The 12,319-nt window shown below is 55.9% G+C and carries 10 protein-coding genes and 1 pseudogene; all 11 read left to right on the top strand.

Going from position 1 to position 12,319, the window contains the following annotated elements; translation table 11 throughout:
- Window positions 1-94 precede the first annotated feature (94 nt).
- The 11 genes and pseudogenes from WC903_03155 (at window position 95) to glnA (ending at window position 12,276) form a co-directional block, all read left to right on the top strand.
- Complete coding sequence (locus tag WC903_03155) at window positions 95-982, top strand: Fic family protein (protein ID MFA5892944.1); 888 nt, start codon at window positions 95-97, stop codon at window positions 980-982.
- 200 nt (window positions 983-1,182) lie between these two features.
- Window positions 1,183-1,299 (top strand): annotated as a pseudogene (locus WC903_03150) (cell filamentation protein Fic).
- Between the two features lie 79 nt (window positions 1,300-1,378).
- Window positions 1,379-2,062 (top strand): hypothetical protein, encoded by a 684-nt coding sequence (locus WC903_03145; protein MFA5892943.1) that lies wholly within the window; start codon window positions 1,379-1,381, stop codon window positions 2,060-2,062.
- Complete coding sequence (gene ricT, locus WC903_03140; GenBank protein MFA5892942.1) at window positions 2,059-2,721, top strand: regulatory iron-sulfur-containing complex subunit RicT; 663 nt, start codon at window positions 2,059-2,061, stop codon at window positions 2,719-2,721. The genes WC903_03145 and ricT overlap by 4 nt, the downstream gene beginning before the upstream one ends.
- Before the next feature lie 22 nt (window positions 2,722-2,743).
- Window positions 2,744-2,938 carry a 30S ribosomal protein S21 gene (rpsU, locus tag WC903_03135; GenBank protein MFA5892941.1) on the top strand — a complete coding sequence of 65 codons (195 nt, stop codon included), beginning with the start codon at window positions 2,744-2,746 and terminating at the stop codon, window positions 2,936-2,938.
- Window positions 2,935-4,011, top strand: coding sequence for an LptF/LptG family permease (locus WC903_03130; protein ID MFA5892940.1), 1,077 nt, complete (start codon window positions 2,935-2,937; stop codon window positions 4,009-4,011). The genes rpsU and WC903_03130 overlap by 4 nt, the downstream gene beginning before the upstream one ends.
- A gap of 1 nt (window position 4,012) precedes the next feature.
- Complete coding sequence (locus WC903_03125) at window positions 4,013-6,385, top strand: tetratricopeptide repeat protein (GenBank protein MFA5892939.1); 2,373 nt, start codon at window positions 4,013-4,015, stop codon at window positions 6,383-6,385.
- Window positions 6,382-8,664 carry an LptA/OstA family protein gene (locus tag WC903_03120; protein MFA5892938.1) on the top strand — a complete coding sequence of 761 codons (2,283 nt, stop codon included), beginning with the start codon at window positions 6,382-6,384 and terminating at the stop codon, window positions 8,662-8,664. The genes WC903_03125 and WC903_03120 overlap by 4 nt, the downstream gene beginning before the upstream one ends.
- 124 nt (window positions 8,665-8,788) lie before the next feature.
- The gene (locus tag WC903_03115) at window positions 8,789-9,403 is read left to right on the top strand and encodes a hypothetical protein (protein MFA5892937.1); all 615 of its coding nucleotides are present in this window, start codon (window positions 8,789-8,791) and stop codon (window positions 9,401-9,403) included.
- Window positions 9,404-9,519: 116 nt separating this feature from the next.
- The gene (gene lnt, locus WC903_03110; GenBank protein ID MFA5892936.1) at window positions 9,520-10,887 is read left to right on the top strand and encodes an apolipoprotein N-acyltransferase; all 1,368 of its coding nucleotides are present in this window, start codon (window positions 9,520-9,522) and stop codon (window positions 10,885-10,887) included.
- A 45-nt stretch (window positions 10,888-10,932) separates the two neighbouring features.
- Window positions 10,933-12,276 carry a type I glutamate--ammonia ligase gene (glnA, locus tag WC903_03105; GenBank protein MFA5892935.1) on the top strand — a complete coding sequence of 448 codons (1,344 nt, stop codon included), beginning with the start codon at window positions 10,933-10,935 and terminating at the stop codon, window positions 12,274-12,276.
- The last annotated feature ends 43 nt before the right edge of the window (window positions 12,277-12,319 follow it).

Here is a 12,319-nt window from a genome sequence, read left to right as displayed (position 1 = left end):
TTTATAGCCAAAATCGTGAAAAAGTGGTAATTATACCCACTCTTTCACGGTTATATTGACAAAAGCGTGAATAATACGTATAATTGATGATTATATGACTAAAACACTTGATGTTTTCAATAAGGTGAATTCTCTTCGCGAGAGATACTATAACGCGTCTATAGGCAAAGAGGCACTTATTAAGCTTATCTCTGAAGCGGAGGTGGCGGAGCAAGTATATAACTCAAATGCCATAGAAAATAGCACCCTGACCCTGGAAGAAACTGAAAAAATACTGCTGCAAATTGATCTGGACAGGTTTATCTCCGAAAGAGAAGTGTTTGAAGCTAAGAATCTGGCGCGAGTGGTGTCTTACATAGACAAAAGGGCCAAAGAACAAGAGCTTTCTTTGCAAGTGATTTTGTCGCTTCATAAAATGTTGATCTCCAATATCCGCGACGATATTGCCGGGAGATTCAGGCACAGTCATGAGTACGTTCGGGTCGGTAATCATATCGCCCCCGATCCGAAAGAGGTTGTGGGGCGGTTGGAAAAAATGTTGGCCGAGCTTAACGCCACCAATCATGAAAGTATCATTAAAAGGACGGCAAAGTTGCACCTCACTTTTGAACATACCCACCCCTTTGTTGATGGCAATGGCCGGATCGGGCGGGTCCTTAATAATTATTTGTTAATACGAGAAGGGTTTGTCCCTATAAATATAAAATTTATCGATAGGAAAAAATATTATGAGGCGTTTAGGGAATATAACGAAAAAGGGTCGTCGGTTGTTATGGAGGAAATAGTAGGGAAGGCGCTGGCTAACAGCTATCATAAGCGCCTGGCTTACCTGGAAGGCAAAAAGATCATTACGCTTTCTGACTACGCAAAAAACAATAAACTCTCGCACTCCAATCTTATAAATAAAGCCACCAGACAAACCATTGAGGCTTTTTTGGAGAAGAACGTCTGGAAAATCGGTGTTGATCAGGATAAAAATTAATATTTTATAAACGAAACCGCCGCCGTCCGCCTGGTGGCCGATGTTTATTCCCACACCAAAATATCCCACCGCTTGCGGTGGGATTGCCTTGTGAGTGAAGCGCGGGGTTTTGGTGTGGGAATTTATAATGTCTTGAGGAAGTAATTATCCAAGTCTCCAACAGCGTCCTCCCTGATTCACCGCAGCAACCGCATTTGCTTGTTTATGGCGTACAAAGGCCGGCTATTACTAAGCATCTCAAAAACATCTTTGAAAGTGGGGAATTAAACGAAAATTCAGTTAGTTCCATTTTGGAACATACTGCCGATGACGGCCAGTTAAACGTCAGCGGGTGAGGCTAGGTTCGCTTGTCCCTCCCATCTTTATTCTTTCCATGAAATCAGCTATAATTAACCTGTGCATCGCCTGCTTGAGAAGGTTCAGCGGGTCGCGGCGGCTTATCTATTTTGCGGGCCGCCGGATTCCGATAAAACAGCCGACGCGCTGCAGTTCGCGGAGAACCTGGGGAGCCGGAAGCACGACCTGATCAGGGTCGCCCCAGACGGCGCCACGATCAAGATCGAACAGGTCAGGGAACTGCAAAGCCGCGTTCGTTACGGCCCCTCGGCGGGCGAGCATTTATGCGTCCTGATCGAACCGGCGGACACTTTGATCCCCGAGGCCGCGGCCGCTTTTCTGAAGACGCTGGAAGAGCCGCCCCCCCGGGTCGTTTTTATCCTGCTGGTCGAAAGAGAAGACCGGCTCCCGGCGACGATCGTCTCCCGCTGCCAGCGGGTCGTCTTTGGGGAGAGCACCCGGGCTTGGCAGGTTAAGGCGGAAAATGAACCGTTCTATGCCGAACTGCGGCGCGTCCGGGAAAAGAGCGTGGGACAGTTGCTGGCCCTGTCGACGGAACTGCAAAAGGAGCGGGAAGACGCGCGGCTGGAACCGCTCCTCTACGATCTGGCTTTTTTTGCCCGGAATGAGTTGCAAGATATCAGGCTGGTCAGGGTTTTGCTGGAAGCGGTCAAGAACTGCAAACGGAAGGCCAACTTAAAGCTGAACCTCGACGTCGCCTGTCTGGAGATGGGAAGAAAATGAGTGAACACATGAACCTTGGGATCAGGCTCCGCAAGTTTAACCGGATCTGCCCGATCACCGGTTACCGTGAAGAGTCGATCAAGATCGGCTCGCCGGTCATCGTCCAAACCGACCGCGGCATCGAGTACGGCGAGATCATCGCTTGCCCGCGCGGTTTCCCCCGGGCGCTGTCACGCGACGTTAAGCTCAAGAAGGTCATCCGCTACGCCACGGCCGAGGATGTGGAAAAGGAACACCAGATCGGCGAGCTGGAGAAAAAAGCCCTGCTTCAGGCGCAGGTCAAGATCAAAGAACATGAACTTTCGCTCAAGATCATTGCCATTGAATTCCTGTTTGACGCCAGCCAGGCGATCGTCTACCATCACGTCTCCGAAGGGAGTAAAGCTCAGAACCTGCGCGATTTCTCGCGCGACCTGGCGAGCGTTTTTTCCGCCCGGGTGGATATGCGCCAGGTCTCGCCGCGCGACGAAGCGCGCCTGTTCGGTGGCGTCGGCCCGTGCGGCCGTTCGCTCTGCTGTTCCGTCTGGCTGGATAAACCAAAACACGTGACCGTCAAGATGGTCAAGGAACAAGGCCTGGCGATGTCGCCGACCAAGACGGCTGGAGTCTGCGGCCGGCTGATGTGTTGCCTCGAATACGAACACGGCGCAAAGAAGTAATTTAACGAGAGGAGGGAAGATCATGCCTAAGATAGAGATCAGAAAAGGCGAAGACCTGGAGAAGGCTTTACGCAAGTTCAAGACTAAGTTGCGCCACGAGGGCCATCTCGACGAGATGAAAAAGCGGGAGTTTTACCAGAAACCTTCGGCGCGCCGCCGCCAGGAGTTGGAGCAGGCGAAACGCCGCGAGGTCAAACGACGCAAAGACGCTGAATGAAGACCCTAGACCGGTACATTGTCCGCGAGATGCTGGGCCCCTTTTTGCTGGGGGTGGTCGGCTTCATCATGGTGCTGGCAGTTGACCTGCTCTTCACCATGGCGGACCTGATCATCAACAAGGGGGTGCCGCTCTGGGCGGTCCTTAAGCTGATGCTGTACAAACTGCCGTCGCTTTTGGTGCTGACCTTTCCGGTCTCGACCCTCTTTGGTACCGTCATGGCGCTCGGCCGCCTCTGCAAGGACAACGAAATGATCGCCCTGCGCACTTCGGGGGTGACCATTTTCCGGATCGCCCGGCCGATCCTAGTCGTCGGGCTGCTGGTCAGCGTCCTCGCCTTCGTGACCAACGAGCAGGTCGTTCCCTACGCCAACCATGTCTCGAACAATTTGATCCGCCAGATCATCTACAAACAGCCGCTCCCCGAGGTCAAGGACAACGTTTTCTTCAAGGACGCGCACAACCGCTATTATTACGCCAAGCGGATAAATTTAAAAACGAAGACGATGGAGCAGGTCATGGTCTACGAACTGACCGATGAGAAATTCCCCCGGGTCATCCTGGCCGACACGGCCGCTTTTTCCGGCCGGCTCTGGGAGTTGAAGAACGGCGTGATCCACCGCTACGATGCCAAGGGTTACCTTAGCTACGAGGCCGCCTTTACCGACCTCAAGCTCAACGTGACCGACGACGTCTTGAATTTCTCACAGCAGAAGAATTATACTGACATGGACCGGAAGGAACTGGGCGACCTGATCAAGAAGCTGGGACAGGGCGGGGCCAACACCAAGGAGCTGGTGACCGAGCTCTACCTCCGCTACTCGATCCCGCTGACCTGCCTGGTCTTTGCCTTGGTTGGCATCCCGTTCTCGCTCACGTCGCCGCGGCAGGGGCAAACTTGGGGAGTGATCGTGACGATAGTTTTTATGTTCACTTTCTATGTTTTTGCCTCGGTCTTCCGGTCGCTGGGGCGGGGCGGCCTGCTCATGCCGGCGGTGGCCGCGTTCACGCCGCAGGTCACATTTCTGTTGATCGGTTCGGCTTTGCTCTATTACGAAGGGAAGTTTAAGTAAGATGATCGATCTGGCCGAGGTCAGAAAAAAACTGAACGAAGACCCCACCGACCCGTGGGCCCTGCGCGGCGCCGCCCAGTATTACCTGAAAGAGGGTAATTACCGCCAGGCCCAGAGCTGTTATGCCCAGGCGGTTAACGGCAACCTCCGCCTGCTGTCCGAGACTTTGCTCGATTATGAACAGTTGATCGCCAGCGAGCCGGAAAAGATCGGCGCCCGGTTATCTCTGGTCGGGCTGCTTTTATTACTCGGCCAGACCGACCAGGCGACCCTCGAGCTGGAGGAATTGCTCGACGAATTCCCGCTTAACGTGGAGGTCTATAACCTGCTCGGCCGGATCTATATCAAGGGCGGGCAGATCCACGAAGCGATCGCTCTGCTGGAGAGATCGATCGCGGCCGGGGTGCGCGACGTTCGCCTGACCGAAACGCTGGCCACGGCCTATCTTGAGACCGGCCGCTTTAACGACGCGATCCGTTTTTACGAGGACATTCTCGACCAGAAACCAAACGACAAGAGTACCCTCCGGATCCTGGGCGAGCTCTACACCCGGGTCGAGGCCTATGTCCCGGCCGCGCTCAAGTACGCGGCCATGTTCTCCGACGACCCTGAAGTGGTACGCGAAGTGATCGGCCGGCTGGAAGAGCTGCTCCGCCGGGTCGAAGGGAACATCGAGATCCGCGAGCTCCTGGCCGATATCTACATGAAGACCCTCAATCCGGAAGCGGCGATCGTTAAACTGCGCGAAGTCGTCGCCCTGGAGCCCGGCAAACTGGGCGATGCCGGCCAAAAACTGCGCGGCATCCTGCGCAATTACCCGAACCATCCCGGAGCGACCCTGGCGCTCGGCGAAGTCTTGCGCCGCCAGGGTAACTACAGCGAAGCGGTGGATAATTACCAGCAGCTATTAAAGGTTAAACCTGATTTCGCTCCTGAAGTGATGGCCGGCTACCGGGCGATCCTCTTGGAGCGGCCTGACCAAGTCCTGGCCCGGGCCTGCCTCGGCGAAGTGCTCTTGGCCCAGAACCAGGTCCCGGAGGCGCTGGCCGAATACGGCTTGATGATCTCGGCCGACCCGAGTGTGGCGGAAACGGTCATCCGGAAATGCCGCGAGATCCTCCGCCTGCAGCCGCAACTGATCGCCGCCCACATCGTCCTCGGTAAAGCTTACCTGGCCAAGGGAGACTACCAGCGGGCGGCGGTGGAAGCGGAAGGGGCGATCTCAATCGACTCCAACCTGACCGCCGGATATTTACTGCTGGGCGAAGCGTGCCGTAAGATGGAAATAATGAAGAAGGCCGAGCAGGCGCTCCATACAGCGCTCGTCCTCGATCCTTTTAACCCTGCGGTCCACGAACAGTACCGCCAGATCAAGGAGAGCGAGATCGCGGCCGAGATCGCCGCGCTCCGAGCCAAGCTCCAGGAGGACCAGTGGAAACTTTCTCTCCATTTTGATCTGGCCAAACTTTATCTCCGGCAAAGGGACAAGGATGGGGCGATCCGCGAACTGCAGACGGCGCAGAAAGACACGACCCGGGCGGCGGCCGCTTATAATTTAATGGGTGACATCTACCGGAGCGACGGGCGCTACGATATGGCCGCCGCTCAGTATGAGCATTCCCTGGCGCTGGCCGCGCCCGAACTGGCCCGGACCGTCCGTTTCAATCTTGGCACGGCGGCCGAGGCGCAAGGGGACCTGAAGCGGGCGATCAAACTCTACGAAGAGATCGTCCAGGAAGATATCGATTTTGGTAATTTAAAACAGCGGATCAAATCTCTTAAAGCGACCTCCCTGGCCGCCATGCGCAACCGCCAACTGATCATGGCGATCGCTGAATACGGCCGGCCGGAAGTGGTGGCGTTGTGGGGGCGGGAGACCAGGGCCAACGGCCGGACCGGCGGGAAAGAAGAGGTCAATGTCTCCTTCGGGCAGGAACATAACGGAGAAGGTTTCAGCTTTTTCCTGAAAGGGATGTTCCCGGCGGCTGAAGAAGAGTTCAACCTGGCGGGGCAGCTCGACCGTAATTTTTCTTCCGCCCGCAATAACCTGGGCGTGACCCTGGCCAGGGCGGGGCGCTGGGAAGAAGCCCGGCTCCGTCTGGCGGAAGCGGTGCAGATCAATCCCGCCTCGGCCATCTTTTACAATAACCTCGGGGTCGTCTATTTGCTCCTCGATCGGCTGGAGCCGGCCCAGGCGGCGCTGGAAAAAAGCCAGGCGCTCGACGCCGGACCGGCGGCCGTTAAGATCAACCTGGGCGACCTGTATTATCGCCAAGGAGAGCCGCAGCGGGCGATAGAGCTCTACCGCCAGGCCGGCCTTTTTGATCCGCTGGCCGACCTGGTCCGCAGCCGGCTATTGTACAAGGTCCCTTGATCCGTTTCTTTTTTACCACCACCTGTCTGTTCGCCTTGCTACTGTTGCCATCTTTGGCCCAAACTGCCGACACCCCGGTCAATATCAAAGCGGACAAGCTGAAGTTCTTTGAGGATTCGGGACAGGTCGAAGCGACCGGTTCGGTCGAAGTGAAGTTCACCACAGTGACGATCCAGGCCGACCGTTTGCTGATGGATTCGGCCAGTAACGTGGCGACCGCCGAAGGCCACGTCCGGCTGTCCGGCCGGGATTACCAGGCCGAGGCGGGACGGCTGGTCTATAACGCGGACACGCAAGCCGCCCAGTTCGGCGATTTCCGGGTCAAGGTCCAGCCGCAGAAGATGACCGGCCCCCTCTCGATCACCGCGCGGAGTTGGAGCGATGACGGGAAAAGGATGGGGGGCGGCCCGGGCGGCCTATCGACCTGCAGTGATCCGACGGCCCACTATTTCCTGACGGCGCAGACGATCGATTATTATCCCGAGGACCGGGTCGAGGCGCGCAACGTTGTCCTTTTTATCGGTGACCTGCCGCTTTTCTGGTGGCCGTATATTTATTACAGTCTGAAAGACGAGGGGCGCAAGAACTGGCTCTTTGGCCATAACGAGGTGGAAGGTGACTATCTCAAAACCTCCTGGGTCTATCCGCTGGGGATCCTGCTGGTCGACTACATGGATAAAAAGGGGTGGGGGCTGGGGACAGACAGCCAGTACACGCTCGGCGCGCTCGGCCTTGGTTCGCTTTACCTCTACAACGTGGCCGAGAAGGATACCGGGATGGGGAGCTGGGTCGAGCGGATCAAACACTCCAAACAACTCGGGCCCAACACCAATCTCAAAATAGACCACAGCTATGTCAGCACCTACCGGATACCAAGCGGCCGGATCGACCAGACGACGTTCGGTCTGGACTTGAGCTATGCGGCCAAAACGAGCGCCGGGTTGAAGTTTGACCTGCTGGATGACCGGGCCGGGGGGGCGGAGCGCTACAATTTCCAGTTCAACCAGGCGGCCGGTAAGGAGTCGATGAACTATGTTTACAATTATGAGTTTGGCAAAGCCGACCCGAAATGGCTGCGCAAGAGCCAGCGTTTTAATTACCGGACCGCCTTGCTCGGCGACCATGTCGTTTTCAATACCACGGCCAACTACTACCACAGCTCTACTGGCGCCGGCGACTCCGGCGAAGAAAAAGTTGAGCCGCAGATTGACCTCTCCGGTTCCGAGCGCGATTTCTCCTGGCGCTACAGCCAGAACTGGCTGGCCGACCTCCGGCAGGCCGATTATCCGGGGACGATGCATTATCAGTTCCTGGAGAAACAACCGGAGCTGGAGATCAGCCCGCGGACGCTTAATTTGTCCCTGTTCAATTTACAGTCGACTTTTGGCTATGGCCGCTACCGCGAGGTCAAGTATGTGGCGGAGCTCGGCGGGAACCGTGATTTCACCACGAGCCGTTATCGTTCGACCCTCAACGCCGCCAAGGCTTTGCCGCTGGGCGCCTCGACCACCCTCAACCTCTCGGCCGGGATCGACCAGTTCCTGTACGGCCCGGGGGACCAGCTCTACGCTTTGCGGGAGGGGGCCAGCCTGAACAGTAACTGGCGCTCCTGCCTGCGCAACGACCTGACTTTCCGCCAGGGTTATACGGACGGGAACACGCCATTCTTTTTTGACCAGCTCGGCAGCCGCTATCACGACCTCCAGGAAAAGCTGACTTTCTACCACTTGAGCGATTTCAGCTGGTCGCTGGAGGGGGGGCACAACTGGCAGACGAGCAAGTGGTTCGACGTGATGACCCGCCTGATGGCCCAGCCCGCTGGTTGGCTCCGCTGGACGCTCGACACCGGCTGGGATATAGAAAATACCCGCTACAAGGACCTGGTTACGGCGCTCAACCTGACCCCAGCCAGCTATTTTGGCCTAAGCCTCTCCCTGGCGCAGGACCTGAACGGGACGGGGTTGCGTTCCGCCAGCGCCCTGTACGACTGGTATCTGCTGGAAAAGGGACCGAACGAGTTCCATTTCCGCGTCGGCCAGGTCTTTGATCCGGCGACCCGGGAGCTGAAGGTGCGTGATATAATGCTCGTCAAGCAGCTCCACTGCTGGGAAATGAAGTACGCGTACTCCGATTACCGCAAAGAATTCAGTTTCACTTTTTCGCTCAAGGCCCTGCCCGGCGACCCGGTCGGGTTTGCCGGCGGCCGCGGTTTTTATTTTGACAGCTTTGAAAAGGAATTGCGGGGACTGAAGCCGGAAGGGGAGATCAGGAGATATTAATAAAATGAACTTCAAACATCCAACTTCAAACTTCAAAACAATTGGCAAAAATAAAAAATCAAATTCCAAAATATTTGGGAATTGGAAATTATTAGTTGCGATTTGTTTTGAGGTTGGATGTTTGATGTTTGGATTTGTTTTGAGCGGTTGTGCCAAAACTGTCACCCAGTATGTGACTTACGGCGACCAGATGGTGGTCGAAGTGACCTTGCGCGGGAACTATGACGCCGACGCCAACCGCTACTTCCTGGTGGTCGGGACCGGCGAAGCATTCAAGGTCCCGCTGCCGCCGCCGGACAATATTGACTTTGAGCTGCTCGAGCCGGGAACAACTCCCAGGCTGGGGGTGATCGCCGATTATTACACTGGTTTTTATTATTCCTGGGCTGGTTATGTCATTACCGATCCGGGCGGCTACTTCCTGGCGGCCGGACCGTTCACCCAGGGGAGCTCGAACCCCCGGGTCCCGCTGGGCAATCTGGAGGCGACCGGCACGAAATTAAAGTTCAACTTCCGTCTCAGCCAGATCTTCGGGGCCGCGATCCCCAAGATCATTTACTTTGACTTTTTTACAGCGGCCTGGCCGAGCGATGCCGCCAAACTATCGGCCGACCACCTGGCTTCGACCAATGCCTATATTTCCAGCCTGGCCGGGTCGACCGGCTCGGTCCCGGATGAAGAAAATACTTTGCTTGCCCCGGCGCTTGATATTCTGAACTGCGCGGTGACGATCCAGTGAGATCCTCACCCCTTTTACCCCTAACCCCTTTTTCCCCTTCCCCCTTAATAAGGGGGAAGGGGATAGGGGATAGGGGTAAAGCAAGGGAATTGGTATGGTGGATTTTTCTGTCAGGATTGTCTGGCCTTGTGCTGGCGCTCGCCTTCCCGAAATACAACCTCTGGTGGCTGGCCTGGGTCGCGCTTGTTCCATTCTTCTACGCCCTGAATAAAGCACCTGACCGGCGAGGGGCGCTAGCCTGCGGCTTGAGCTTCGGACTGGTGTTCTTTGGCCTGAACCTCTTCTGGATAACTTCCCTCTTCCGTTTCGGCGGGTGGTGGGTAGTGTTTGGTTGGTTGGGCCTGGCCCTTTTTCAATCTTTCTTTATTCTATTGTTCGCCTTGATTCCTCGGTCCCCCATCCCTCGTGCCATCAGCTTGGCGTTCAGTTGGGTAGCGGTCGAATGGCTGCGCGGCCTCGGCCCTTTTGGCGTGACGGCCGGCGTTGTCGGCTATAGCCAGGCGGACTTTTTACCGTTCATCCAGATCGCCTCGCTGGTTACGGTGTATGGGGTTAGTTTTGTGGTGGTGTTGTTCAATGCGGCTTTGGCGGATGTAGGGACAGCCTTTATGGCTGTCCGAGAGAAACGGACAGGGATAAACCCTGTCCCTACAATGCTTTTTGTTTTTCTTCTGGTTGCCGTTTGTTTGGCATATGGTTACTCCACAATTAGTCATTCGTCATTAGTCATTCGTAATTTCCCCAAGCTTGCCCTCATCCAGCCCAATGTTGACCAGATGGACAAGATGAACCCGGCGCTGGTCATGAAGATCTTTGACCTTCAGGAAAATATGACCCGGCAGGCCGCGACCCTGGAACCGGAGATCATCATTTGGCCCGAGACAGCGGTTTTTACTTATATACTCCAGGATGGGCGGACCTTGCCGCGCCTGCAAGCGCTGGCCAGGGAGACGCAGGCCTGGTTGGTGATAGGGACGCCGTTTTTTGAGAATGGCCGGGCTTATAACTCGCTGGTTTCGTTCTCTCCTTTGGGCGAGGTCGTCTCCCGCTATGACAAGGAACATCCGGTCCCGTTTGGCGAGTACTTGCCTTTCCGGCCGCTCCTTTATCCCCTGTTGCGGGGGACAGGTTATTTTGACAACGATTTCTGGCCGGGGAAAGAGGTCCGGCTGATCGAAGCGGCCGGGCGGAAGTTCGCGGCGGCGATCTGTTTTGAATCGACTTTTCCCGGATTGATCAAGGAGCGGGTTAGGCGGGGCGGTGACATTATCCTGACGGTGACCAATGACGGTTGGTTCGGTGATTCCGATGCCGCTTATCAGCATCTTCAAAATGGGATCTTGCGGGCGGTGGAAAACCGGCGTTATTTCGTCCAGGTGGGAAATACTGGCTTTTCGGCGGTGATCGATCCTTACGGGCGGGTAGTGCGGCGAGCGCGGTTAAACTCGCGGGAGACGCTCTTTTTTAGCTTGCCTATTAAATAGGCATTCGCTATAATGAAAGTCGCCAAAAATAATAGGAGGCCAAACATGACAATCAACGCGGCCGGTAAGGAAATTCTTCAGAGGGTCAAGAAGGCGGAAGTTAAGTTCATCTTACTGCAGTTCACCGATATCCTGGGGATGATGAAATGCGTCACTATCCCGGCTTCGCGGCTGGAGGACGTTCTCGATAAAGGGATCTGGTTCGACGGCTCTTCGATCGAAGGTTTTACCCGGATCGCCGAATCCGACATGTTCCTCAAGCCCGATGTAGCGACCTATCAGCTTATCCCCTGGAAACTGGAAGGGAAAAAGTCGGCCCGCCTGATCTGCGACGTCTACACTCCCGATGGCCAACCGTTCGAAGGGGATCCCCGGTCGATCCTGAAAAGAGCCTTGGCCGAAGCCAACAAAATGGGTTATCACTTCAATACCGGCCCCGAGGTCGAGTTCTACCTCTTCAAGAAAGAGGATGGCCGGATCACTACCGCTCCGCACGATATCGGCGGCTATTTCGACTACCCGGCGCGCGATTTTGCCTCGGAAGTGCGCGAAGATATGATCTTTGCCCTGGAAGCGATGGGGATGGAAGTGGAGATGTCGCACCACGAGGTCGGTCCCGGCCAGCACGAGATCGCGGTCCGCTATTCCAACGCCCTCACTTCGGCCGACAATACCGTGACGCTGAAATACGTCATCAAATCGATCGCCGCCCAGCACGGGTTGTACGCTTCCTTTATGCCTAAGCCCTTGTTCGGCCAGGCGGGGAGCGGGATGCATGTTCACCAGTCATTGTTTGACAAGAAGGGGAAGAGCGCCTTTTTCGACGCCAAAGATAAATACAAGTTGTCCGAGGTCGCCTATAGTTATCTGGCCGGCCAGTTGGCCCACGCCCGGGCGCTGACGGCGGTCGTCGCCCCGACGGTCAACTCTTATAAGCGCCTGGTTTCTGGCTATGAAGCGCCGGTCTATATCTGCTGGGGGCAGGTCAACCGGTCAGCTCTCATCAGGATCCCGCGCTACTCGCCGGGCCGTGAGCTTTCCACTCGGATGGAGCTGCGCTGTCCCGATCCGGCCTGCAACCCGTATCTCGCCTTTGCCGCGATGTTGATGTGCGGCCTGGATGGGGTCAAGCGGGGGCTCAAGCCGCCGAAGCCGGTCGAAGAGAACGTTTACCACCTCGATCCGGCCCGGTTAAAAGAACTGAAGATCGAGATGCTGCCGTTCTCGATCAAGCGGGCGGTCGAAGAGCTGAAGAATGACGAGGTGATCAAAGCCGCCCTCGGCAAGCACACCTTCGAGAGCTTCTATAACGCCAAGATCAGCGAATTTGACGACTACCGGATGCGGATCACCCCGTGGGAGATCGAGAAATACTTGGAAGCGCTATAAGATCAGCTTCCCCTCACCTCATCTTTACCAAATCAAAGACCCC

It is taken from the genome of Candidatus Margulisiibacteriota bacterium, from assembly GCA_041658645.1.
Lineage (GTDB): Bacteria > Margulisbacteria > WOR-1 > O2-12-FULL-45-9 > XYB2-FULL-48-7 > JBAZZV01.
This window is presented reverse-complemented; position numbering and strand designations above follow the sequence as displayed.

Bases quoted from the DNA above. Each gene is read 5' to 3' on its own strand.
- WC903_03155 (MFA5892944.1), top strand. From the start codon at position 95: ATGACTAAAACACTTGATGTTTTCAATAAGGTGAATTCTCTTCGCGAG.
- ricT (MFA5892942.1), top strand. From the start codon at position 2,059: ATGAGTGAACACATGAACCTTGGGATCAGGCTCCGCAAGTTTAACCGG.
- rpsU (MFA5892941.1), top strand. From the start codon at position 2,744: ATGCCTAAGATAGAGATCAGAAAAGGCGAAGACCTGGAGAAGGCTTTA.
- WC903_03130 (MFA5892940.1), top strand. From the start codon at position 2,935: ATGAAGACCCTAGACCGGTACATTGTCCGCGAGATGCTGGGCCCCTTT.
- WC903_03125 (MFA5892939.1), top strand. From the start codon at position 4,013: ATGATCGATCTGGCCGAGGTCAGAAAAAAACTGAACGAAGACCCCACC.
- WC903_03115 (MFA5892937.1), top strand. From the start codon at position 8,789: ATGTTTGGATTTGTTTTGAGCGGTTGTGCCAAAACTGTCACCCAGTAT.
- glnA (MFA5892935.1), top strand. From the start codon at position 10,933: ATGACAATCAACGCGGCCGGTAAGGAAATTCTTCAGAGGGTCAAGAAG.